Origin of the sequence: Sphingomonas sp. LaA6.9 (assembly GCF_022601895.1) — a bacterium.
In the GTDB taxonomy this organism is placed as follows: domain Bacteria; phylum Pseudomonadota; class Alphaproteobacteria; order Sphingomonadales; family Sphingomonadaceae; genus Sphingobium_A.
In genome coordinates this window covers 1-24,418 of record NZ_JAKVIO010000027.1, presented here as the reverse complement: position 1 = coordinate 24,418, position 24,418 = coordinate 1, and the positions used below count along the sequence as shown (strand labels likewise).

Here is a 24,418-nt window from a genome sequence, read left to right as displayed (position 1 = left end):
GGAGGGCTTCGACAGGCTCAGCCCGAACGGATCTGGTGCATTTTGCAACCCGACGCGCTTGGCGCTACTCTCGGGCAAAACATGCCGGAGAGGACGCCATGACGCTCGAGACGCACGACCGCGCGCAGTTCACCGCGATGGAGAATGGCACGCAGGAAGACTGGATGAAGATCGCCAGCCATTTCGGTCCCTTTGCGGCCAATGGCGGCAAGCGCGTGCTCGATCATCTCAGGTTGCTCGAGGGCGATTATGGCGGCTTTCCGGTCGACCGGATGCAGCACTCGCTGCAAACAGCAACGCGCGCGCACCGCGACGGGCGCCCCGACGACTATGTCGTCATGGCGCTGATCCACGACATCGGCGACACGCTGGGCGCGTATAACCACCCCGACATTGCCGCCGCGATCATCAAGCCCTTCGTGTCGGAGGAGCTCCACTGGATCACCGCGCAGCACGGCATCTTCCAAGGCTATTATTTCTTCCATTATCTCGGCATGGACCGCGACCTGCGCGAGCAATATCGCGGCCACCCGCATTTCGAGGCCTGCGCGGAATTCTGCGAGAAATACGACCAGTCGGCCTTCGATCCCGCTTATGAAAGTGCGCCCCTGAGCTTCTTCGAGCCGATGGTGATGAAGCTGTTCGAACGCCCGCGCCAGAGCATCTACGCCAAGGCGCTCGACGACGCGGCCTGAGCGCTTAACTTCACTTAACTTCGCAAATTTCTCACCAACGTACATCTTGATGCGTCCGGCTCCCGCGACGCGCTGACAGCGCGCCGTCAAGGAACATAAAGAGAGCGAATTCTGTAGGACAGCACCCAAAGCAAAACCGCCGCCCCTTTGCAGGGACGGCGGCCTTGTTTGTTTCGCTTCTGATCGGGATCAGAAGTCGTAGCTGATGCCGACCTTCAGACGCCACACCGACGAGCTGAAGTTGATCTGGTTGTCGGCCTGGAACGTGTCGCCCGTGAAGCCGCTGATGATGTAGCGTCCCTGTGCGTCGACGCCCGTCGAGTTCGCGATGTCCTGCACGCCGTAGAAGGCGCGACGACGCTGAACGTTCCAGTCGGAGTCGAGGAAGTTCAGGAAGTTGTCCATCGTGGCATAAAGCTTGAGCTTGTCCTTGTGCCCGAACAGACGACCCGGCCCCGGAATTTCCTGCGAGAAGGTCAGGTCCATGTCGAAATACCAGTCGTTCGAGCAGCTGTTCCGCTCGACGGTACGGCCGATGAACTTTTTCGCGCAGTCGAGACCATTGGCGAACGCGACGAGCTGGTCGACCGCCGCCATGTTCGACGTCGGCGCGATGTTGGGGTCGGTACGGCCGGTCGGCAGGTAGACCAGTGCGTTGTCGCTGCCCGACACGCTGTCCGCGAACACGCCGCTGCCCGAGAAGGTCAGGCTGTACGGACGGCCCGAACGCGCAACGAACGTGATACCCAGACGCGTTGCGAGATCGTCGAAGAACTCCTCCTTGAAGTTCATCTGAGCTGTAATGTTATGACGGCTGCCGAAGAAGCCGCGCGACGCAGCCGGGTTCTGGCGATCGAAGGCCGCGGTATTGTCGAAGTTCGAACCCGCGGTCGAGTTGTACATGTTCCGGCGGTCATGTGCGTCGGTGTAGGAATAGCCGAGGCTGAAGTACGTCGAGCCACCGTCGGTGAACACGCCACCGTCGAAATTCTTCGACAGGATGAACGAGGCGATCTGGCTGTGATAGCTGCCCGCGTTGGTCAGCATCAGTTCGTCGTCGCGCGACGTGCCGAAGCAGGCAGCATTGACGTTCGTATAGGTCGGGGTCGGATTGACGCCGACGAACTTGGCCGTGCAGCCCGCGCGCGTCGGGTCGATCGCCGCGTAGATCGGACGACCGTCGATCGAATAGCCCTGCAGCCCCTTCGAGATGTCGGGAACCTGCGAGAGGTCAACGATCGTGAACGGATTCTTGTACTTGCTGTAGATGTAGTCGAGGTTGAGCTGCCATCCGTTGAAGAAACCGCTGTCCGCGAAGTTCAGTTCCGACGAGAAGCCAAGGTTGGCGCGCCAGACGGTTGCCATCTTGATGTCGGGATCGATCGACTGGGTATCACCAAGGCCGCGCGCGGCCGAGGCCGAGCCGGAGGTGACGATGCACTGCGGCACGCCGGTGAACTGGCCGTTGACGACGACGCCGACCTGGCCGGCGGGGCAACCGGCGTCCTGCGTCGTTCCCTGCGAGAAACCACGACCGTCATTCTGGAATGCGTTGGCAAACCAGACAACCGGATCGCCGCCGGCGAAGACGCCGACGCCGCCGCGCACCTGCGCACGGCTGAACACGGCGAAGTCGTCGAGGTCATAGGTCAGCGCAAAGCGCGGCATCACGACGGGATCGATGTTGCTGAAGCCCGTGGTGTTGGTGATGCCGTAGCGACGCACGAACTCGGTGTTCAGCTTTGGCGAACCGCCATTATACCAGTCGACGCGGACGCCCGCGACCGCGCTGAGCTTGTCGTTGATCTTCCAGTCGTCCTGGGCATAGATCGACCAGATGTCGCGCGAGAAGGCCGCAGCAGCGTCGTTCACGTCGCCGGTGGCCGAATAGTTGCCGAACGCGCCCTCGACCTGGCCACCCACCACGTTGGCGGCGCTGTTGGTCGTGTTGTTGTTGCCCAGACCCGGCGAGAGCAGGCCCGCCTCAAGATCCGCGATATTTCGGAAGTTCAGCGTGCCCGTCGCGTTCTGGACGAACAGGTTGAAGAGCTGCGCGTGGTTCAGTTCGAAGCCAAGCTTGATCTGGTGATCGCCCGCATCGAGCTTTGCAACCGCCTTGAACTGGTCGACATTGGTGCGCAGGTCGTTGGCCGAGCGCGAGAAGCCCGGCCCTGCCTCGACCACGCCGTCCGGCCCGGTCGCATTGTCGACGCCGACGATGATGCGCGGGATCGGATTGGCCGACTGCGCCTCGCCGCCACCGACAGGATCCTGAACGTCACGGACTTCGGAACGCGAATAACGAAGTTCGGTCTGGAGCGCGTCGGTCCACTGCGAATAGAGGCGGGCTGAATAATAGTTCGACTTCGTGCCGCTCAGGTAGAAGGTGTTGCGGCCAACTGCGGTGTTGGCGAAGGTGCCCGTCGTCGCGAGATCGTCCGCGCGCATCGTCGATTCCTCGAGGCGCTGATAGGTCGCTTCGAGACGATGATCGTCGTTGATCTGCAGGTCGGCGCGGACGAAATAACGGTCGTTCTCGAACGGGCGGCTATAGACCAGATCACCCGTGTCGATCTTGTAGACGCGGTTCAGGACTTCGCGGATCGCGTCGAACTGCGCCTTGGAAACGCCGGGCATCTCGATCGGATAGTCGGCGCCGGTCGGACCTTCGTCCTGCGACTGGCCGGCTTCCTGATGCTCATAGGCGCCGAAGACGAACAGACGGTCCTTGATGATCGGCGCGCCCAGATAGGCACCCCAGCGCTTGTCGGGCTCGATCGGCGCGACCTTGCGGCCGGCGACCGTGTCGCCGCGCATGCCGTTGTCCGAATATTCGAAGAAGCCGCCGAACTGGTACTCGTTGGTGCCCGACTTGGTGACGGCGTTGATGGCGCAGCCCGTGAACTGGCCATAGTCGACGTCGAAGGGCGCGAACTGCACTTGCGTTTCGCGGATCGCGTCATAGGGGACCGGCGTCGAGCTTCGCGAGGAGAAGCCCGTGTCGTTCAGGCCGTAGATGTCGCCCTGGCTGATGCCGTCGACGGTGAAGGCGTTACCACGATCGTTGCCGCCAAGGCACGAAATACGGTCCTGGCCCGAGCCGCCATCGTCGCGGTCGAGGCTGACGCGCGGATCCATGCGGATAACGTCGCGCACGTCGCGGTTGAAGCTCGGCGTGGTCTGTAGAATTTCGGTCGAGAAGCTCTGGCCGGGTCCGATAGCGATCTGGGTGAGGTTGACGCGCGACGCGGTCACGACGATCTCGCCGGCGCCCGTGGTCAGCGCGAACTTCAGGCTCGCATTGCCCTGCAGGTTGATCGCGATGTCCTGGACGGTCTGGCCTTCGAAGCCTTCGGCGGTCGCGGTGACGGTGTAGGGACCGCCGACCGTCAGGCCCGATGCGTTGAAGTTGCCCGTCGCTCCGGTCACGACGGTGCGGGTCGCGCCCGTGCGCGTATCGGTGATCGCAACGCTGGCGCCGACGACGGGTGCGCCGCTGTCATCAGTCACGGTGCCTTCGACACCCGAAGTGATCTGCTGCGCCTGCACGGGCGCGATCGGAAATGCCATTGGAGCGGCAAGGGCAGCCAAAGCCAGCCCGACGTAAAGACGGTTCTTCATGTAATTCCCCCTTGGTGACGCACGCCACTTGCAGAAATCGCAACTTGTTCTTGGCGCTGCACTGCAGCAAATCCGGCGCCCCTAGAAGCCCCAAATGTTGCGTCGCGATGACAGGGCGTTAGAAAATTTCAGACTAGTGCAATTTTGCCACAGTGGCCCAGAATGCGGCACCGCAGCACCGTGCAATTTAAGGCACTAAAGGTTGCTCGCGAGGCTGGAACGAAAGGCGCGGCGATATGCGCCGGGGGTGACCTGCATCTGCCGGACAAAGGCGCGGCGCATCGCATCCTGACCCGAAAAGCCGCATTTCAGCGCGATCGAATTGACGTTTGGCGGTCCCGATTCGAGCATCCGTCGCGCCGCGTCGATCCGCGCCTTTTCCACGAAATCGGCGGCGCTCATGCCGGTTTCGCGGCGGAACACGCGCGAGAAGTTGCGCTCGCTCATCGCGGCGCGCCTTGCCATCGCGCCCAGCGAGTGATTCTCCTCGGGATGGTTGCGCACGCGCATCTGCACGCGCTCGATATTGTCGCGCAGCGCCGCGGGCGCGGCGAGGTTGACGGCATATTGCGCCTGTCCGCCCGGACGCCTCAGGTACATGGCCAGCCGCCGCGCCACCCAGAGCGCGATCGCGTGACCGTGATCCTCCTCGATCAGCGCCAGGGTCATGTCGATCGCCGCGGTCACCCCGCCGGCGGTGACGAGCGGGCCGTCGCGCAGCACCATCTGTTCGGCCTCGACGCGCGCCCTGGGATATTGCCTCGCCAGCTCCGCGGCATAGGCCCAGTGGGTCGTTACGCGCCGGCCGTCGAGCAACCCCGCCGCGCCCAGCCAGAAGGCGCCCGTGCACGCCGAGCCATAGCGCCGACAGGCCATCGCTTCGCGCCGGAGCCAGTCGGCCCCGGCGGGCGATGCGGGAAAGGGCACGCCATAGGCACCCACGACGATCAGCGTGTTGGCCGGGCCATCGAGATCCTCGAGCACGCCGTCGGGAGCGATGCGCATGCCCGAGTGACAGGGAATCACCTGCGCCTGTTCCGCCAGGACGACGGGTTCGTAAGCGCGCTGCGGGGGGAGCATGGTATTGGCCTCGGCCAGGGCATCGAGGATACCGCACAACTCGAGCGAGTGTGCATTAGCCGGAGCAATGATGGCGAACAGCATTGTGTTCCCCCATTTCTGCGACCTGCGCCGATTATCCTCCTTTTGAAACGGGGCCGCAATTAGATTGTTCGATTTTGCGCTGATCGGGCGCTTTCAGCCACAAACCGGGCTCAGGCCAGAAATTCTCGCACCCTTTCGAGCAATTTCGGCCATGCCGGCTCATGCTCGAGCAGCAGATGATTGCGGCTTTCAAGCGCGACGAACTCTGCGCCCGGTATGCCCGCGGCGAGCGCGCGCCCGGCGGCGAACGGCACCACCGCATCATCGCGCGCGTGCAGCACGATCGTCGGCACGCGCACCTCGGGCAGCAACGCGCGCACGTCGATATCGCCAAAGGCCTGCTGCAGCCGCTCGGCATTGGCGGGTGAGGTTGTCGTGCGCTGAACCTCGTTGAACCATTCCATTTCCTCGTGCGAGGCCTCGGGAAAGAAGAGCGAGGTGAACATCTGACGAAATGCGGGGTTGTTCTGTCCCCAGCCTTGCCGCGTCAGTGTCAGCATCGCCTCGCGCCGCTCGATTTCGCCGGGCGCCGCCCGGATACGCCATCCGGAAGCATAGGCGCCATAGAGGATCAGCCGCCGGACGCGCCCGGGGTGGCGCACGGCATAGGCGATCGAGACGCTTCCGCCCTGCGAAATGCCGAGCAGATCGAATCGCTCGAGCCCTGCTGCATCGACGACGCTCTCGAGGTCGTCGACGAAATCGTCAAAGGCGATATTGGGCGTGTTCCAGTCGGACAGGCCATTGCCACGCTCGTCGTAACGCACCACGCAGCCATGATCGAGCATCGCGCGCAGCCAGTGCCGCCAGACCGGGCTGTCCCAGTCATGTTCGAGATGGTTCAGCCAGTTTGCCGCCTTGACCAGCGCCGGCCCCTCCCCGACCACCGAATAGGCGAGACCGGTCCCGTCCGACGCCGTGCAAAAGCGGACATGCTGGATCGGCAATGGCGGCGGCTCGGGCGCGGCGGCCGACTCGGGCTCCGTGGCGCGGACAGCGCCGCGCATCGCATTGGGGATCGGCACATCGCCCTCGTTGAGCTTGCGGATCCCGAGCTCGCGTTGCTGATCGGCCTCGATCCGCCGGCCCGTCCGGTCGAGCAGCTCGATCAGCGCGACGCGCGCCAGCGCGTCATAGGGATCGAGCATCGTCCATTCGCGCGCCAGATCGAGCGCGCGTTCGGGATCGATCTGGCGCCGCGAGGTCTCGCGCAGCAGCGCGACGCGCCATTGGCGCACATCCTCGCGCATCGCGGCCAGCCACGCCTGGAATATGTCGCAGCGCGGCAGATCGAGCCCTTCGAGAAATTCGCCGCCCCGCGCCGTGGCCGACAGCAAGGTCGCGGTGTCGGTCTTGCGGATGTCCTCCGCCGACAGGCTGCGCAGCGCACGCCAGTCGACCGCGATCGCGGCGCAGTCCAGCTGCACCGTCTCGCGGTCCGCGATCAGTCGCGGGTCCGAGTTGATCTCGATCACCCCGCGCAGCTTGGAAAGGCTCCAGCGCAGCGCGCCGCGGGGATCGTCGGGCACGTCCCACAACAGTTCGCACAGCCGGTCGCGACGGACGGGCCGATCGCTGGTCGCCAGATAGGCCAGAAGCGCGCGCGTCTTCTTCGACGCGGGCAACGGCACCTCGGATCCCGCATGCGCGAGCGCCATCGATCCAAGAAGCGTCAGCTCTAGGGTCGGCGGATCGGTGGAAGCTGCCATGCGTGGAAATTTAACCTTTGCTGCCGTGCACGGCAATTCACACGTATTTTCCCACAGTGCTTCCCACAGGCGTGCCGCATTTACCCGTTCGCGGCCAGCGACCCGGCCGCGATGTGGAGGACCAGTAATGCAAGCCAATTCGAATGCCCTGCTGCGCGCGATTGCGCTCAGCATCTGCGCCATGTGTTGCAGCGCCATCGCTCTGTCGAGCGCTGCTCTGCCCTTCGCCTGAATGCCGGACAGGAGCCCCCCTAATGTACCAGCATTTCAGCTATGAAGCGGTGCTTTCCGCGTCGCAGCGTGCCACCTGGCAGATCGCCGATGTGATCGGCCCCGATGCCACGCTCGACTTTTCCCGCCCCTTCATGCCCCAGGCGCTCGCGCGCACTGCGGGCATGGAGGGGCTCTCCGACGACGAAAAGCGTATCCTCAACCAGATCCGCGGTCATGAGTATCTGAGCATCTTCGGGCTCGTGGAGGAGTTCATCCTGCCCTTCGTGCTCGATCATGCGCGTCCGCATCTGAGCGGCGACGACTGGCGCGTGCGCGCACTGCTCCAGTTCGCCGGCGAGGAAGCCAAGCACATCCAGCTCTTCAAGCGCTTCCACGAGGCGTTTGTCGCGGGCTTCACCACCGAATGCGCGGTGATCGGCCCGGCGGAGGCGGTGGCGGCCGAAGTGTTGCGCCACGATCCGCTCGCGGTGGCGCTCGTCATCCTGCAGATCGAATGGATGACGCAGAGTCACTATGTCGACAGCGTCCGCGACGATGATGCGCTCGACCCGCTCTTCAAGAGCCTGTTGAAGCATCACTGGATGGAAGAGGCGCAGCACGCGCGGCTGGACACACTGATGGTCGAGGCGCTTGCCGAGGGCCGCGACGCGCGCGGCATCGACTATGCGATCGACGAGTATCTCGAGATCGGCGCATGGCTCGACGCGGGCCTCAGGACGCAGACCGAGTTCAACCTCGCCGCGTTCGAACGCGCCTGCGGCCGGACGCTCGGGACCAGCGAGCGCGAGGCCTTTCTTGGCCATCAGCATCAGGCGGCACGCTGGACCTATCTCGGCTCCGGCATGGCGCACCCCAAATTCCGTGCAACGCTCAAGACGCTCTCGCGCGAAGCGTGCGCACGGATCGAGGCGGTCGCCCCCGCATTCGCATGACCGCAATTATCAACGGAGGAGAATAGTCATGACCGAAACCATGACCCGCACACAAGTCAATGGGCTCGATCTCGATGCGCTCGAACAGATGGTCGAGGAGATCCGCGCCGATTCCGCCAACGCCATGGTCAGCTTCCGCGTCAGGACGCACTGGACCGGGCAGACGCGCAGCGAATCGGTGATCGAGGGCTATGAGATCGGCGGTCAGAAAGTCGAGCGGCGCTTCAAGATCGTCGCCGACGAGCCCGCCGAACTGCTCGGCGGCAACAGCGCCCCCAATCCGCAGGAATTGCTGATGACCGCGCTCAACGCGTGCATGATGGTGGGTTACGTGGCCAATGCGGCGCTTCACGGCATCGAGCTGACCTCGCTCGAGATCGACACGCGCGGCTCGCTCGACCTGCGCGGTTTTCTGGGGCTCGACGACAATGTACCCCCTGGCTACCGCCAGATCGATTACACCGTACGGATCGCGGGACCGGGCACGCCCGAGCAGTTTGAGGCGATCCACCAGGCCGTCATGAAGACGTCACCCAATTTCTTCAATCTCAACCAGCCCATCCGGATGAACGGCCGACTCGAAATCGCCTGAATGCGGACAGAAGCGCATCCCCCCTGCCGGTCCCCAAGCGCTCCCAAGCGGGGACCGGCCCCCTTTTGTGACAGCCAGGCATTTGAACTGACACACATTCGTCACCGTCGTTACGGCGCAGAGTCATGATCACCCCTTAAGCGGCCTGCACCGCGGCGCAAACTGCGGCAGCCATATCCAGCCATACCAGAGGGGTGATTTCCATGTCCTATCTGACGGACGAGGCCCGCGCGTCGCAACGCGAGGCCAATCCTGATCTCAACGTTCCCGGCAACTCGCTTGAGGACATCGTCGCCGCCAACCCCGCGCGCCGCACGATTCTGAAGCAGGGCCTGGGCCTCTCGCTCGCCTATGCCTTTGGCGCGACGTCGCTGCTCGCCGCGTGCGGCGACGAGAATGGCGGCCCGGCCCCGACCCCCACGCCGACGCCGCCTCCCACCCAGACGCCGACGAGTTTCGCGGTCGAGTTCAAGCCCGTCGCCAAGACGAATGCCGACACCGTCACCGTTCCCGACGGCTATGTCGTCGAAACGCTGTTCTCGGCGGGTGATGCGGTCGTTCCGGGCGCGGTCGCCTGGTCGCAGGGCACCTATCTGACCTCCGACCAGACCGAGAGGGTCGCGGGCGGCAATCATGACGGGATGCACTATTTCACCGTGCCGCACATCCTGCCGAACGAGGGCGGCCTGCTCGCGATCAATCACGAGCTTCCCGATTTCAACATCCTCATCCCCGGAATCGCGCCCGGCGCGAGCCCCAACTATGGCGCGCTCACCGCGGACCAGCGCAAGATCGTGCTGTCGGCGGTCGGCATCTCGGTGGTCGAGGTCCGCCGCGGCAGCAACGGCAAATGGTCGGTCGTCCAGAATTCGACCTACAACAAGCGCTACACGGGCAACACGACCTACCGCGTCGGCGGCCCGGCTTCGGGCATCATCGGCGCGACCGTCAAGGGCATGCTCAACAACTGCGCGAGCGGCGCGACGCCCTGGGGCACCTATCTCACCTGCGAGGAATCGACCGACAATTATCTCGATCCCACGCAGCCCGCGCAGGGTTATGGCTGGGTCGTCGAGATCGACCCGCAGGGCCAGCTGGCCGAACCTACCAAGCGCACCGCGATGGGCCGTTTCGACCATGAGAATGTCGCTTATATGGACGACGCGAACCGGCAGGTCGCCTTCTACATGGGCGACGACGGCACGCCGGGCTGCATCTACAAGTTCGTGCCCAGCCGCGCCTATTCCACCACCCGCGCCGCCAATACCGACCTGCTCGACAACGGCACGCTCTATGTCGCGCGCTTCAACGCCGACGGCACCGGCGAATGGCGCGAGCTGACCCACGGCAAGAACGGCCTCACCGCGGGCGCGACCGATCCGGGCAATGTCTCGCAGGGGCCGACGACGCCCGCCGTGGTCAACTTCAACAACCAGGCCGATGTCCTCATCAACACCAAGTCGGCGGCGCGGGTCGCGGGCGGCACCGTCATGGACCGTCCCGAATGGATCACGGTCGCGCCCGACAAGAAGTCGATCCTGTGCACGCTCACCAACAATTCGGGGCGTCAGGTCACCGACGCGGCCAACCCGCGCACGCGCAACCTCCACGGTCACATCATCAAGTGGCGCGAACAGAACGACTCGCCGCTCGCGATGAACTTCACCTGGGAGATCGTGCTGCTCGCGGGCGATCCCTCGCTGGCGGCCGGCGGCGCTAACCTGACGGGCAATATCGTCGGCGATACCATGTCGAGCCCCGACGGCATCCGCATCGATCCGCAAAACCGGCTCTGGGTGCAGACCGATCACTCGGTCCCCGGCAATTCGGGCCTCGCCGGCACGACGATCGACCAGGCCTTCGGCAACAACGCGATGTTCTACATCGACCAGACATCGAAGAAGTCGACGCGCTTCCTCGTCGGCCCCACGGGCTGCGAGATCACGGGGCTGGCCTATACCCCCGATCTCACGACCTTCTTCGTCAACATCCAGCACCCGACGGGCAACTGGCCCGAGGCGGGCAAGGCACCGCGCTCCTCGACCATCGTCGTACGGCGCACCGACGGCAAGCCCGTCGGCGCCTGATATCCGGGCCCGGTCGTTTGAGGTGGCAGCGCTGCGCGGTGCCACCGATGGCGTGAATCGGGCTCACCTAAAAACACCCTCTCTCCCCGGAGGGCGGCGGGAAGCCTCGTGCTTCCCGCCGCTTCGGCTTCTCAACCGTCCATCATCGACCAGTGCGTGCTGAAGCTGCCATGTCGCGCCGCGCCCGTCAGCCGCGCGAACTCGCGCTGGCTCATATGGACGAGCGACTTGTGATCGCCCGCCTCGAAATAGACATCGGGCTGGTTTTCGAGGCTGTCGTCGATGATCGTCGAGACGCCATAGCCCGATCCGATCGCGGGCACCGCCCCCATCTCGCAATCGTTGAACACCTGTTCGAGCGCGGTCTCCTCGACGAGTTGCGGCCGCTGGCCAAGCTCTTCCTTGAGGTCCGACAGCTGGAGCCGGTGATCGGCGGGAATCACCGCGAGCAGATAGTCGTCGCCGGTATCGAGCAGCACGCCCTTGGCAATGCGGTCGGCGGGGATGTGGCAAACCTCGGCGCTTTGCATCGCCGACTTGGTCGGCTTGTGCTCGACCACTTCGTAATCGGCGCGTTGATCGTCGAGATATTGGCGAAGGCGGGGGGCGATGGACATGACAAGACCTTTCCGTGACGGCTCGCGCCGCATCCGGGGTTCGCCACGCGACGGACCCTGATCGGGATGCCGACGTCGAACCGCGATGATACGCCTGTCGTGCCGGCGGTGCCAGCACCGGGACACCGGAAATCCCGATAACGCCACCAGCCGTCGCCCACGCGCCCGCCGGAAATTTCGCACTGTCGTGCAGATAACCATATCGGCTATTTATCGACATTATGCAGAACCGCGTTCCTACACCGCGCGACCAGTGCCCGCCGATCCCCCACTTCGATCCGGTCCCTCGCCTCTGCAAGCGCCACGATGGCTGGACGCCCGAACGCCAGCGCGCCTTTGTCGACGCGCTCGCCGAGACGGGCAGCGTCCGCCACGCCGCGAGCCGGATCAACATGTCGAGCGAGGGCGCCTATTATCTCCGCCGCCGGCCCGGCGGCGCGCGCGGATGCGGACGAAACCGGCTGACGCGCGCGGCCATCTATATGATCCGGCAATGCACCCCGCGCCCGCTTCGCGCGTTTAGCGCATAATGGCGTCGATGGAGCCCCAACCATGTCCGCCGGCACGTTCTTCAATCCCGTTCATGCGCTGCGCGGGCGCATCGTGGGAGAGGTGCGCGCGGTCTTCAACGATCGGGCGAAGGGCGAAACGCCCGTCAAAAGCTCGGACGACGCGATCTTCCCGCCCGGCTCGGTCATCCGGCGCGTGCATAGCGACGTCACGACGATGATGGTGGGCGGCACCTCCGCGCTGCTGCTGCAGATGCTCCACCCCGCAGCGCTCGCGGGCGTGCTCGAGCATTCGAACTTCCGCGACGACATGCTGGGGCGCCTGCGCCGCACCGCGCGCTTCATCGCGATCACCACCTATGCCGACCACATTACGGCACAGGCCGCGATAGAGCGCGTCCGCGCGATCCATGACCGGGTCAGCGGCACGCTTGGCGACGGCACCCCCTATCACGCCAGCGATCCGCACCTGCTCGCATGGGTACATGTCGCCGAGGCGACGAGCTTCCTGAAAAGCCGGATCGCCTATGCCGAGCCGCGCATGACCCGCGCCGATCAGGACCGTTATTTCGCCGAATCCGCCGAAGTTGCGCTGAGGCTCGGCGCCGATCCCGTCCCCCGCACCCGCGCCGAGGCCGCCGCACTGATCGCCGCGATGCGCCCCGAACTTGTCGCCAGCCACGAATGCCGCGAGGTCGCCCGCCTCATCCTCGCCCAGCGTGCGCCGGGCGCGATGCAATCCTCGGCCCAGCGCCTGCTCGCGCTGGCGGCGGTCGACCTGCTCCCCGGCTGGGTGCGCACCATGCTGCGGCTCGAAGCCCCGGCTGCGCCCCTGCTGACCCGCGCCGCCACCTTCGGCATGGCGGCGACGCTGCGCTGGGCATTCGCGACGAGGCGGTAGAGGAGACAAGGACGGGCTGGCCACCACCAGCGGAGCTGGCAAGCCGGTGCGCACCGGTTCAGGCTCCACCAACGCCGGGGCTCGAAAACATCCCGCGCTATCGCCTGATCCGCCCCCAGCCCTCTTTCGGCTTCGGCAGTGAAAGGAAAGTGCTAGCCTTCATCCCCCATCCGAAGCGCAGCAATGAACGCCTCCTGCGGGATCTGGACGCTGCCATATTCGCGCATCCGCTTCTTGCCCTCTTTCTGCTTGTCGAGCAGCTTCTTCTTGCGGCTGATGTCGCCGCCATAGCATTTGGCGGTCACGTCCTTGCGCAGCGCCGCGATCGTCTCGCGCGCGATCACCTTGCCGCCGATCGCGGCCTGGATCGGGATCTTGAAGAGGTGGCGGGGGATCAGATCCTTCAGCCGCTCGCACATGTGGCGCCCGCGCGCCTCGGCGGCGCTGCGGTGGACGATCATGCTCAGCGCGTCGACGGGCTCGTTGTTGACGAGGATGTTCATCTTCACGAGATCGCCGGCGCGGTGCCCGATCTGGTGATAGTCGAAGCTCGCATAGCCGCGGCTGATCGATTTCAGGCGGTCGTAAAAGTCGAACACCACCTCGTTCAGCGGCAGCTCGTAGGTGAGCTGCGCGCGGCCGCCGACATAGGTCAGGTTCTTCTGGATGCCGCGGCGGTCCTGGCAGAGTTTCAGGATCGGCCCCAGATATTCGTCGGGAACGTAGATCACCGCCTCGATCCACGGCTCGTCGATCTGCTCGATCTTGTTGGGATCGGGCATGTCCGCGGGGTTGTGCAGGTCGATCGTGCCGCCGCCGTGGCTGAGCTTGATGTTGTAGACGACCGAGGGTGCGGTCGTGATCAGGTCGAGATCATATTCGCGCGTCAGCCGCTCCTGGATGATCTCCAGATGCAGCAGGCCGAGGAAACCGCAGCGGAAGCCGAAGCCGAGCGCTGCGCTCGTTTCCATCTCGAAGCTGAACGACGCGTCGTTGAGGCGGAGCTTGGAGATGCTTTCGCGCAGCTTCTCGAAGTCGTTGGCGTCGACGGGGAAGAGGCCGCAGAAGACGACGGGCTGGACTTCCTTGAAGCCCGGCAGCGCCTGCGCCGTGGGCTTTTTGGCGTCGGTCAGCGTGTCGCCGACGCGCGCCTGCGCGACGTCCTTGATTTGGGCTGTGATGAAGCCGATCTCGCCGGGGCCGAGTTCGGAGAGCTGCTCGATCTTGGGGCGGAAGCAGCCGACGCGGTCGATCAGGTGCGTGGTGTAGGCCTGCATGAACTTGATCTGCTGACCCTTTTTGAGCACGCCGTCCATCACGCGGACGAGGATGACGACGCCCAGATAGGGGTCGTACCAGCTGTCGACGAGCATCGCCTTCAAGGGCGCGGTGCGGTCGCCCTTGGGGGGCGGGATCTTCCTGACGACCGCTTCCAGCACCTCGTCGATGCCGATCCCCGACTTGGCGCTCGCGAGCACCGCCTCCGACGCGTCAAGCCCGATCACTTCCTCGATCTCGGCCTTGACCTTTTCGGGCTCGGCCGCGGGCAGGTCGATCTTGTTGATGACGGGGACGATTTCGTGGTCGTGCTCGATCGACTGGTAGACATTGGCGAGCGTCTGCGCCTCGACGCCCTGCGCCGCGTCAACGACGAGCAGCGCGCCCTCGCACGCGGCGAGACTGCGGCTCACCTCATAGGCGAAGTCGACATGGCCGGGGGTGTCCATCAGGTTGAGCGTATAGGTCTCGCCGTCCTTTGCCTTGTAGTCGAGGCGGACGGTCTGCGCCTTGATCGTGATCCCGCGCTCCTTCTCGATGTCCATGTTATCAAGGACCTGGCTCGACATCTCGCGGTCGGTCAGCCCTCCCGTCCGCTGGATCAGGCGGTCGGCGAGCGTCGACTTGCCATGGTCGATATGCGCGATGATGGAGAAATTGCGGATCTTGGAAAGGTCGGTCACAGGTGTAAGGCTTTCTGGAATTTGCCGCCCGATAGCATCGCGCCGCCGCGCTGTCAGCAATTGTGATCCGCGGTGATCAGCGGACGTTGGTGACGCGGTATCTGAACAGCTCGTCCTGCGTCAGGCAGCGCCGCGTCGAACGGTCCTCCCCCTGCCCCGCAATCGCCTTTTGCCGGTACATCACCTCGGTCAGCAGCTTGCGCGAGACGCCCATGCGGATCAGGAAATCATTGTCGTCGCTCGCGAGCAGCGCCGAACCCTGCTCGATATCGCCGATCGTCTCGATCGCTTCGTCGGTGCCGCGCGCGAGGTCTTCCTTCACCGCATCACGATCGGACAGGTGCGTGAACATGTGAACGACGAACAATCCGCCCGGATCGACCCAGCGCACAGGGCCGCCCATGAAGACGAAGTTGCACGCGCTGAAGCACGCCCAGGTCGCGGGAATACGCGTCGCGATGTTGAGGCTGCGAATGAGCCGTCCCGCCTCGTTGCCGATGGACGCGCTGCCGCCCGGCGAACGCAGCCAGATCTCCTGGATCGGCTTGTTGGTCTCGATCGCGTCGGCAAGTCGGGTCACCATGCCCGTGTCGATCTTGCCTTCGGCGAGCAGGACGCGACGCCCCTTCTCCTCGCGGAGCGTGAAGCGCATCTCGGGATAGCTGGTCCAGTTGAGCGCCTTGGGGCAGGTGGGATTTTCGGGATCCATCCCCGTAGGCGCCGCCGCCAGCAGGGCCAGCGATGCAATGGCCACGACCGCGCGGCGCAGCCGTGATGCCTCAGACCACCGCATAGCCCGAACCGCCCTGCGCGCGGCACATCCGCTTGGAAGCGATCGTCTCTTCGCCATTGACGATGATGACGTCGTCGACCGTCACGCAATCCGCGCCGTCGGCACCCTGCGCTTGCGCAGTGACGGTCGAGGTGCCGCTGACCCCCTCGCGCGTCGTGCTCGTCCAGCTCTCGCTGCCGCCGACACCCTTGGAGATTGCGACATCGGTCGCCTTCGCCGCCTTTTTCTGCTCGTCCTTGTCAAGCTTGCACGCGATGGCGTTGGTCAGCGTCGTGCTGACCAGGTTGAACGGGATGAAGCTGCCGACGCTCCCGCGCCCGAGCGTGCTGCCGGCAATGCCGCCCAGAATGCCGCCCAGCATGCTTGAGCCCTGCTTCTTCTTCTGTGACAATTTGCACGGAGCGCCTTCCTCGCTGGCTGCGGGCTCGTCGGCCTGCGCGAAAGCCGGCACCTGCCATGTCGCCATGACGAGCGGAATGCTGAGCATCAATCCGCGCCACATATCCAAAGTCCTCCCACCTGAGTGTCAGGCCTAATATTTACGCTGCACGGGGTCAATCGAGCGCAACCATCAATCCGTTTCAATGCACAGCAATGCGCAATGATTCCGCGCCCCATTTCCTTTGGCGAACACGCCGCCTAGCATCGGCCCGACCGGCAATATCCCCAAGGGAGACAAGTTCATGCGGCGCCTCATCCTGTCTGCATTGCCTCTGCTCGCCGCCGCGGAGGCGCGCTGCGAGACACTCATCATAGGCAATAAGGGTGAAGACACAGTGAGCTTCATCACATTGTCGACGGGAAAAGAGCGCGCACGCGTGCCGACCGCGCGAATGCCGCACGAAATCGCTGTTTCACCCGATGGCAGCCGGGCTGCGGTGGTCGCTTACGGCGGATCGACAATCGACATTTTCGAAGTCGCGAGCGGCAAGCTGGTGAAGCGACTCGACATCAGCCCCAATGCACGCCCGCACGGCCTGGTCTGGCTCGGTGACGGGCGACTGATCGCGACGACCGAGGGGAGCCGCACGCTGACCATCGCCAATCCCGACACGGGTGAGGTCGCGGCGGTGGCGACCGATCAGGAAGGATCGCATATGGTCGCCATCACCGCCGACGGATCGCGCGCCTATGTGGCCAATATCCGCGCGGGTACGGTGAGCGTCATCGACACCAATGCCCGCACCAAGATCGGCGATATCACGGTAGGCGGACAGCCCGAGGGAATCGCACTGTCGCCTGACGGCAAAGAGCTGTGGGTCGGCGACCTCGGCGCCCCGCGCGTGCAGGTGATCGATACCGGCACGCTGAAACCCGTCGCCGAAGTGGCGGTCGACCCCGTTGCGATCCGCGTCACGATGAGCCCCGATGGCCGGACCGTCGTCACCTCCAATGTCGGGTCGGGCACGCTGACCGAGATCGACCGTGCCAGCCGCAAGGTCCGCCGCACCATCACCGTCAGCGGAACGCGCGAAGCCGCGCAGGTAACGATCCTGTTCTCGCCCGACGGATCGCGGCTTTACGCTGCCGAGACCGGGCGCGACCAGGTCGCCGAGATCGACATGAAGAGCGGCAGGGTGCTGCGCCGGATCGCGGCGGGAAAGAATGGCGACGGGCTTGGCATCGCACCGTGACAGGACCGCTCAGGCGGTCGCCTTGAGCCGTTTGCCCCGCAACGCGCGAAGCCATTCCTCCTGCCCCCAGATCGAGAGCGCAAGCAGCGCGACATAAAGCGCCGAAGTCGTCGGGAGCTCCTTGACCCAGTAGAGCCCGACCGCGAGCACATCGACCGCGATCCACAGGATCCAGTTCTCGATATAGCGCCGCGACAGGAGGATCTGCGCAGCCACGCTCATCATCGCGATTGTCGCGTCCCACCAGGCAAAGTCGGCATCGGTCTGGGTACTCATCAGCCAGCCCCACAGCAGGACCATGATCGCGATCCCGACCGGCGTGACGAGGCGCTTCCAGAGATCCATGACCTCGACGCGGATTTCGCCCATCTCCGCCTTGCAGCGCGCCCAGTACCACCAGCCGTAAATGTTCAGGACGAAAAAGAAGATCTGCAGCATCGCGTTGCTGTAAAGCCGCGCATTGAAGAAGATGACCGCGTAGAGCGACACCGTCACCATCGCCACGGGGAAATTCCAGATACTGCGCCGAACGACCAGCGCGACATTGATTACGCCCAGGATGGCCGCGATGACTTCGAGATTTCCCACCGCCCTTCGATAGCAGTGCGATGCGCACCCCGCCAGCGCCCCTTGCGCCGTAGCGGGGCCGCGTTACGATCACTGAAAAATAGCGGGAGGGCGGTTGATGCGGCATATCGCGGTAATCGGATCCGGGCCGGCGGGCTATTACACCGCCGAGGCGTGCCAGAAGGCCTTCGGGGACGAGGTCCGCGTCGATGTGATAGACCGGCTGCCCGTGCCCTATGGCCTGATCCGCTTCGGCGTCGCGCCCGATCACCAGTCGATCAAGAATGTCGCCAAGCGCTACGAGATGGTCGCGCTGTCGGACAATGTCCGCTTCGTCGGCAATGTCGCGGTCGGCAAGGATATCAGTATCGCCGAGTTGCAGTCGCTCTATGATGCGGTCGTGCTCGCAACAGGCGCGCCGCGCGACCGCCCGCTCGACATACCGGGCAGCGATCTGCCGGGCGTCATCGGCTCCGCCGCCTTTGTCGGCTGGTATAACGGCCATCCCGAGTTCACCGATCTCGCGCCCCCGCTCGATGCCGCGGGCGCGGTCATCATCGGCAACGGCAATGTTGCGCTCGACGTTGCGCGGATACTCGCGAAAACCCCCGCCGAATTCGCCGATTCCGACATCGTCGAATACGCACTGCACGCGCTCGGCGGCTCGGCGATCCGCCATATCAGCGTGCTTGGCAGACGTGGGCCGCACCAGATCGCGATGACCCCCAAGGAACTGGGCGAGCTCGCGCATCTCGAACGCGCCGCGCCGCGCGTCGACCCCGCCGACCTGCCGCCCCAAGGCGACGACGCGATGCTCGAGCCGGGCATGCGCAAATCGGTGACGCACCTGCGCGGCTTTGCCGCAAACCCCGTGGCGAAGCCCGTGACGATCGACTTCGATTTCTTTGCGATGCCCGTGGCGATCGAGGGCGGCCAAAGGGTCGAAAGGATGATTGTCGAGCGTACGGTGCTCGACGCCGAATTGCGGTCGCACGGCACGGGCGAACGGTATGCCATTCCATGCGGGCTGGTCGTCAGCTGCATCGGCTATACCACCCCGCCGATCGAGGGCGTGCCCTATGAGCATGGCCGCGGCCGCTTCGCCAATGTCGACGGACGCATATTGCCCGGCCTCTATGCGGTCGGCTGGGCGCGGCGGGGGCCGACGGGCACGATCGGCACCAACCGCCCCGACGGCTATATGATAGCCGACGCAATCGCGGCCGACACGCCGGGCCATTCGCAGAAGCCCGGACGCGCCGGACTCGATTCGCTGCTGGCCACTCGCAACGTTGAAATCGTAACCTTCCGCGACTGGCAGAAGATCGAAGCGGCTGAAGTTGCACGCGCAAGCGACAGATCTCCGCGGAAAAAGTTCACCAATATCGACGAGATGATCGCTGCGCTCCACAAGTGAAGAGCGGGCTTGAACCGCGCGACTTCGCTGTTATAAGCCGCCGCCTGCCTTACCGGCGCGCCACGCGCAGCCGGATCGGTCGGGGAGTAGCTCAGCCTGGTAGAGCACTGTCTTCGGGAGGCAGGGGCCGGAGGTTCGAATCCTCTCTCCCCGACCATTTAGAACTCGCGGAAATCTGGGAAATGCTGCGGTTATCGTAAGATAGCCGAGCACCCTTGCCGCCGCTTTTCGTCGCTCCTGACACACTCGTGACACACACAAATGGCGACCCTAACGAAGCGCAAGGACGGCTGGTTCGTTCAGGTCCGGCGCAAGGGCTATACGCCCCGCTACAAGACCCTCCCGACTAAGGCAGCGGCTCAAGTGGCCTGGCGCCGGCCTCGGCCCTAACTGCGATGTTGACGCTGTCCGGCGAGATGCTCGCTCCCGTTCACAGGGGTGTCGTCGCCAACGCCCGTCGCTTGCGAGGTGCGTGATCGGGTCCTCACTTCCCGCCCTGGCATGAACGGGGCGCGGGCTTTTCGATCTGGATGCTAACGACTCGCAACAGGAAATGCCGAGGAACAGTGGGGATCATTCACTTGTTCCCTCTAGTGACGGAGAGCCCATTCATCTCTCCTCACAGGAGACGGTGACATGGTCGACAGCAAGCAGGACGCGATCGCACTTCTGAAAGCGGATCATCGAAAAGTAGAGGCCCTTTTCGAGCAGTTCGCGGGCGCGAAGGGCGACGGTAAGAAACAAATGCTCGCCATGCAGATCTGCATGGATTTGAGCGTCCACGCCACGATCGAGGAAGAAATCTTCTACCCGGCTTGCGAGGGCAAGATCGACGAGGATCTGCTCAAGGAAGCCTATGTCGAGCATGATGGCGCGAAAGTGTTGATCGCAGAGATCGAGGCGGGCACGCCCAGCGACGATTTCTACGACGCCAAGGTCAAGGTCCTTTCTGAACAGATCGAACATCATGTTGAAGAAGAGGAAAAGCGCATGGAGGGCATGTTCTCTCAGGCGCGCAGGGCCGGACTCGATATGGACGCGCTTGGCGAACAGCTGGCTCAGCGGCAGGCCGAATTGACGGCACGCTACAAGGTGTCGGGATTGCCAAAGCCCGAAACGACGACGCTGGCCGAAGTGACCGTTTGATTGGCGCTTCACGCCCAGAGCAGCTTGGCAGGCATTGGCATTTTGAGGCGGCGCAATGGCGTTTCGTGATGATCCGAGCCGCAGCGGGATCGAATCCCACGTGGTCGACTGCCTCATTATCGGCGGTGGACCCGCAGGTCTCACCGCCGCCATCTATCTTTCGCGATTTCTGCTGCGCGTCATCCTGATCGATGCAGGAAACAGCAGGGCTGCCTCCATTCCTCGGACGCACAACCATGCCGGCTTTCCTGATGGCATCGCAGGCGGTGACTTGCTGATCCGCATGCGGTCGCAGGCCATCCAGTTCGGAACACAGATTCTGGACGGGATGGTCGAGAGGCTCGAAGGCGAGGGCGGCGCTTTTTTGGCTTATGGCGATCATGGATGCCTTGCCGCGCGGACGGTCCTGCTCGCTACGGGCGTCGTCAACAATCGTCCTTCAATGCCCGAAACCATTCACGATGACGCGCTGGCCCGCGGTCTGTTGCGATACTGCCCCATCTGCGATGCCTACGAGATCCGGGATCGCCGCATTGCCGTGCTTGGCAATGCCGAACATGGTGAAAGAGAAGCACTTTTCCTGCGCTCGTACAGCGCCGATGTGACACTTGTGTCACCCGATGGTGCTGTGCTGGACCAAGGTTGCGCGGACCGCCTTGCGCAGGCCGGTGTCATTACGATCCCCGGCCCCTGTTCCACGATCGGGATTGATCGTGACCGGATCCACCTGACCTTGCCACAGGGGACACTCTCTTTCGATGTCCTCTATCCCGCGCTTGGATCGGTGATCCGTTCCGAACGCGCTGCCGATGTTGGTGCGGCGTTGTCGGATGAGGGCTGCCTGATCGTCGACGCCCATCAGCGCACGAGCGTGCCGGGTCTCTACGCCGCTGGCGATGTTGTGCTGGGTCTCGATCAGATCAGCCACGCCATGGGAGACGGCGGTGTCGCGGCCACGACCATTCGCAACGATCTTGCCCATCGGTCTCCACGCTACTGCGCGACAGCGCGTTCTTCACCGGCACTCGACTCCGCATTTCCTTCCTGACTCTTGTTTTGAGGATTACCATCATGGCGAGCAACAACGGTTTCGACACAGACAATGGCAACGGAGGCGAACTCCATCAGCATGTCCCTGAAAAAGGCCGCCATGACGATGCCGACGCGCATCTCACTACCAACCAGGGCATTCGCGTCTCCGACAATCAGAACCAGCTCAAGGCCGGCACGCGCGGCCCCGTACTGCTCGAAGACTTCGTCCTGCGCGAAAAGATCTTCCATTTCGATCACGAGCGCATTCCCGAACGCATCGTACATGCCCGCGGGTCGGCAGCGCATGGCTATTTCGAAAGCTATGAGGATCTGAGCGACCTCACCAGGGCGGACCTCTTCAGCGAAAAGGGCAAACGCACGCCCGTCTTCACCCGGTTCTCCACCGTCGCGGGTGGGGCAGGATCAGTCGACACGCCGCGCGACGTGCGCGGATTTGCGGTCAAGTTCTACACCCAGGCGGGTAACTGGGATCTCGTCGGCAACAATATCCCGGTCTTCTTCATACAGGATGCGATCAAGTTCCCCGACCTCGTCCATTCGGTGAAGATGGAAGCGGATCGCGGCTATCCACAGGCCGCGTCCGCGCACGACACCTTTTGGGATTTTATCAGTCTGATGCCTGAATCGACCCACATGATCATGTGGGCGATGTCGGACCGCACCATCCCCCGCAGCTTGCGTACGATCGAGGGCTTCGGTGTCCATACGTTTCGCATGGTGAACGCGAAGGGCAAGTCAACCTTCGTCAAATTCCACTGGAAACCCAGACAGGGCCTGCAATCGACGATCTGGGACGAAGCCGTGAAGATTGCAGGCGCGGACCCCGACTTTCACCGCCGCGACCTGTTCGAAGCCATCGACAGCGGCGACTTCCCGGAATGGGAGCTGGGGATCCAGGCGTTCGACCAGAAGTTCGCCGACAGCCTGCCGTTCGACGTGCTCGATCCCACCAAGATCATTCCCGAAGAGGTGCTTCCGGTACGGATGATCGGGCGGATGGTGCTGGATCGCTGGCCCGACAACTTCTTCGCGGAGACCGAGCAGGTCGCCTATTGCCCCGCGAACATCGTGCCCGGCATCGATTTCACAAACGATCCGCTGCTGCAGGGACGGCTGTTCAGCTATCTCGACACGCAGCTCAAACGACTGGGATCCACCAACTTTCATCAGATCCCCGTCAACGCGGCAAGATGCCCGGTGATAAACTTCCAGCGTGACGGGCACATGCAGATGCTGCAGCCCAAGGGCCGGGCCAATTACGAGCCGAACAGCCTGGCCGAGGCGGGCGAAGCAGGCGGGCCTCGCGAATGTCCAATGACCGGTTTCTCGAGTTTTCCCGGCCGTGCCGAACAGTATGAACAAGGGGACAAGCTGCGCATCCGCCCTGAAAGCTTTGCGGACCATTACAGTCAGGCACGCCTGTTCTTCCGCTCGCTTGCCGTTCCAGAACAGGCGCATCTTGCCTCGGCGCTTGTGTTCGAACTGTCCAAGGTCGGGCTTGCGCATGTGCGCACGCGGATGCTTGCCAACCTCGTGAACGTCGATCCCGATCTCGCCGGACGCGTGGGCTCTGGCCTCAACATGCCCGTTCCCAAAGCATCGCCAGTCGCCGCACCCGTACGGGATCTCGATCCGTCGCCGGCGCTGCGGATCGTCGACGGCCCACGCGCGCCCGAGAGCATAAAGGGCAGAGCAATCGGTATTCTCGTCGCGGATGGTTCGGATGCCGGGACTGTCGCGTCCGTGCGCAAGCTGGTCAAGGACGCGGGCGCAAAGCCGGTCATCATCGCCCCCAGGGTCGGCGGCGCGAAGCTATCGGACGGCTCGCTGCTCGTCGCAGACGGGCAACTTGCCGGGACGCCGTCTGTCATGGTCGATGCAGTCGCAATCATACTGTCCGAAGCCGGCTGCAAGGCTTTGCTCAAGGAAGCGGCCGCAATCCAGTTTGTCATGGATGCATTCGGACATCTCAAGGCTATCGGTCACACACCCGAAGCGCAGGCGCTACTCGACAAGGCAGGCGTGATAGCGGATTCGGGCGTCGTTGCCCTCGACAAGGGCTTCGTGACAGCAGCCTCGAGACGCTATTGGGAGCGCGAGCCAACATTGCGGATGCTGGCCTGAGAACAGACTGCAAGATCACCTAGCCATGGGCCATGGCTGCTCAAGTTTCGCGGGCTTAGGGAATTTTGCCGATCGTGTCGGCGGCGCTTGCACCTCGTCGACCCACGGGTTTGGGCTTGCCCGTCATGCTTTCCAGAGCGGTTTGATGAATAGCTCACTGTGCTCGGCGCGCGGCCGTTGCCGGCCAAGTGATCGCGGCGATCAAGTGGAAGCGACAGAATTGCCGTCCTCGAATTCGTCCACCTGCCCGCTCACGTCATTGCGGTATCAACGTGCAGCCGCAGAACGGGATCGGCCAGTGCCAGCCGGATGAGATCGGTCTGGCGTCGGACGCCGGTCTTCGCGAAAAGGGCGGAGAGGTGAAACTTGGCGGTTGTGATGCTGACCTGCGTTCGTTCGGCATAGGCTGAGAGGCGTTCGCCCGCAACGAGCGCGCTCAGGAGCCGCGCCTCCGCCGGCGTCAGGCCATAGGCCTTTCTAAGCCGGTCGTCCGGAATTACCGCGCCGGCGACCTTGCCGAGAATGAGCATGGCCATCGGCTCGGCGAATATGCCGACCGCGCTCTCCGCCTTGACCGGTGCGACGACGACATGGATCGTTTCCGATGGTTCAGCCGAGGGTATCGTGACCGATGCTGCCACACCGCACGGACGCGCTGCTGC

19 protein-coding genes, 1 tRNA gene and 1 pseudogene are annotated in these 24,418 nt (G+C 63.9%); 12 read left to right on the top strand and 9 right to left on the bottom strand.

Features of this window, described 5'->3' with window-relative positions; all coding sequences use genetic code 11:
• Positions 1-98 precede the first annotated feature (98 nt).
• Positions 99-695: an HD domain-containing protein gene (locus MKI88_RS13835; RefSeq protein ID WP_241631979.1), complete on the top strand. Its 597-nt coding sequence runs from the start codon at positions 99-101 to the stop codon at positions 693-695.
• A gap of 189 nt (positions 696-884) precedes the next feature.
• On the opposite strand, the gene MKI88_RS13830 is transcribed toward MKI88_RS13835, so the two are convergent.
• From MKI88_RS13830 to MKI88_RS13820, 3 genes are all read right to left on the bottom strand, one after another.
• A complete protein-coding gene (locus MKI88_RS13830) occupies positions 885-4,316 on the bottom strand; it encodes a TonB-dependent receptor domain-containing protein (RefSeq protein ID WP_241631978.1) in 3,432 nt (1,143 codons plus the stop codon).
• A gap of 195 nt (positions 4,317-4,511) precedes the next feature.
• Positions 4,512-5,480, bottom strand: coding sequence for a GlxA family transcriptional regulator (locus MKI88_RS13825; protein ID WP_241631977.1), 969 nt, complete (start codon positions 5,478-5,480; stop codon positions 4,512-4,514).
• A 110-nt stretch (positions 5,481-5,590) separates the two neighbouring features.
• A complete protein-coding gene (locus MKI88_RS13820; RefSeq protein WP_241631976.1) occupies positions 5,591-7,189 on the bottom strand; it encodes an alpha/beta fold hydrolase in 1,599 nt (532 codons plus the stop codon).
• Between the two features lie 254 nt (positions 7,190-7,443).
• Between MKI88_RS13820 and MKI88_RS13815 the strand changes: the two genes are divergently transcribed.
• The 3 genes from MKI88_RS13815 to MKI88_RS13805 all read left to right on the top strand — a co-directional run bounded on the left by MKI88_RS13815 (position 7,444) and on the right by MKI88_RS13805 (position 11,034).
• Positions 7,444-8,355 (top strand): diiron oxygenase, encoded by a 912-nt coding sequence (locus MKI88_RS13815; protein WP_241631975.1) that lies wholly within the window; start codon positions 7,444-7,446, stop codon positions 8,353-8,355.
• Positions 8,356-8,383: 28 nt separating this feature from the next.
• Positions 8,384-8,947, top strand: coding sequence for an OsmC family protein (locus tag MKI88_RS13810; RefSeq protein ID WP_241631974.1), 564 nt, complete (start codon positions 8,384-8,386; stop codon positions 8,945-8,947).
• 203 nt (positions 8,948-9,150) lie between these two features.
• Positions 9,151-11,034 (top strand): PhoX family phosphatase, encoded by a 1,884-nt coding sequence (locus tag MKI88_RS13805; protein ID WP_241631973.1) that lies wholly within the window; start codon positions 9,151-9,153, stop codon positions 11,032-11,034.
• 131 nt (positions 11,035-11,165) lie between these two features.
• On the opposite strand, the gene MKI88_RS13800 is transcribed toward MKI88_RS13805, so the two are convergent.
• The gene (locus MKI88_RS13800) at positions 11,166-11,651 is read right to left on the bottom strand and encodes an aminoacyl-tRNA deacylase (protein ID WP_241631972.1); all 486 of its coding nucleotides are present in this window, start codon (positions 11,649-11,651) and stop codon (positions 11,166-11,168) included.
• A 221-nt stretch (positions 11,652-11,872) separates the two neighbouring features.
• Between MKI88_RS13800 and MKI88_RS13795 the strand changes: the two genes are divergently transcribed.
• Both MKI88_RS13795 and MKI88_RS13790 read left to right on the top strand, forming a co-directional pair.
• Complete coding sequence (locus MKI88_RS13795; protein WP_241631971.1) at positions 11,873-12,181, top strand: hypothetical protein; 309 nt, start codon at positions 11,873-11,875, stop codon at positions 12,179-12,181.
• Between the two features lie 22 nt (positions 12,182-12,203).
• Complete coding sequence (locus tag MKI88_RS13790; RefSeq protein WP_241631970.1) at positions 12,204-13,061, top strand: oxygenase MpaB family protein; 858 nt, start codon at positions 12,204-12,206, stop codon at positions 13,059-13,061.
• 152 nt (positions 13,062-13,213) lie between these two features.
• Here MKI88_RS13790 and lepA read toward each other — a convergent pair whose 3' ends face one another.
• The 3 genes from lepA to MKI88_RS13775 all read right to left on the bottom strand — a co-directional run bounded on the left by lepA (position 13,214) and on the right by MKI88_RS13775 (position 16,302).
• On the bottom strand, positions 13,214-15,022 hold the full coding sequence (gene lepA, locus MKI88_RS13785) for a translation elongation factor 4 (protein ID WP_241631969.1): 1,809 nt from the start codon (positions 15,020-15,022) through the stop codon (positions 13,214-13,216).
• Positions 15,023-15,098: 76 nt separating this feature from the next.
• Positions 15,099-15,815 carry a hypothetical protein gene (locus MKI88_RS13780; protein WP_241631968.1) on the bottom strand — a complete coding sequence of 239 codons (717 nt, stop codon included), beginning with the start codon at positions 15,813-15,815 and terminating at the stop codon, positions 15,099-15,101.
• Positions 15,802-16,302 (bottom strand): hypothetical protein, encoded by a 501-nt coding sequence (locus tag MKI88_RS13775; protein ID WP_241631967.1) that lies wholly within the window; start codon positions 16,300-16,302, stop codon positions 15,802-15,804. Before MKI88_RS13775 ends, MKI88_RS13780 begins: the two co-directional genes overlap by 14 nt.
• A gap of 196 nt (positions 16,303-16,498) precedes the next feature.
• Here MKI88_RS13775 and MKI88_RS13770 point away from each other — a divergent pair, with 196 nt between their 5' ends.
• Entirely contained in the window at positions 16,499-17,449 is a 951-nt protein-coding gene (locus MKI88_RS13770) for a cytochrome D1 domain-containing protein (RefSeq protein WP_241631966.1), read from the top strand.
• Positions 17,450-17,458: 9 nt separating this feature from the next.
• Here the strand turns inward: MKI88_RS13770 and pnuC are convergent, their stop codons facing one another.
• Positions 17,459-18,037: a nicotinamide riboside transporter PnuC gene (pnuC, locus tag MKI88_RS13765; RefSeq protein WP_241631965.1), complete on the bottom strand. Its 579-nt coding sequence runs from the start codon at positions 18,035-18,037 to the stop codon at positions 17,459-17,461.
• Between the two features lie 97 nt (positions 18,038-18,134).
• On the opposite strand from pnuC, the gene MKI88_RS13760 reads away from it, so the two are divergent.
• The 5 genes from MKI88_RS13760 (at position 18,135) to MKI88_RS13740 (ending at position 23,756) form a co-directional block, all read left to right on the top strand.
• A complete protein-coding gene (locus tag MKI88_RS13760) occupies positions 18,135-19,433 on the top strand; it encodes an FAD-dependent oxidoreductase (RefSeq protein WP_241631964.1) in 1,299 nt (432 codons plus the stop codon).
• 80 nt (positions 19,434-19,513) lie between these two features.
• A tRNA-Pro gene (locus MKI88_RS13755) sits at positions 19,514-19,590 on the top strand.
• Positions 19,591-20,069: 479 nt separating this feature from the next.
• Positions 20,070-20,579 carry a hemerythrin domain-containing protein gene (locus MKI88_RS13750; RefSeq protein ID WP_241631963.1) on the top strand — a complete coding sequence of 170 codons (510 nt, stop codon included), beginning with the start codon at positions 20,070-20,072 and terminating at the stop codon, positions 20,577-20,579.
• Positions 20,580-20,634: 55 nt separating this feature from the next.
• The gene (locus tag MKI88_RS13745) at positions 20,635-21,627 is read left to right on the top strand and encodes an NAD(P)/FAD-dependent oxidoreductase (RefSeq protein WP_241631962.1); all 993 of its coding nucleotides are present in this window, start codon (positions 20,635-20,637) and stop codon (positions 21,625-21,627) included.
• 23 nt (positions 21,628-21,650) lie between these two features.
• Positions 21,651-23,756 (top strand): catalase, encoded by a 2,106-nt coding sequence (locus MKI88_RS13740; protein WP_241631961.1) that lies wholly within the window; start codon positions 21,651-21,653, stop codon positions 23,754-23,756.
• A 251-nt stretch (positions 23,757-24,007) separates the two neighbouring features.
• Here MKI88_RS13740 and MKI88_RS13735 read toward each other — a convergent pair.
• Positions 24,008-24,418, bottom strand: a pseudogene (locus MKI88_RS13735) (LuxR C-terminal-related transcriptional regulator); the annotation flags it as partial.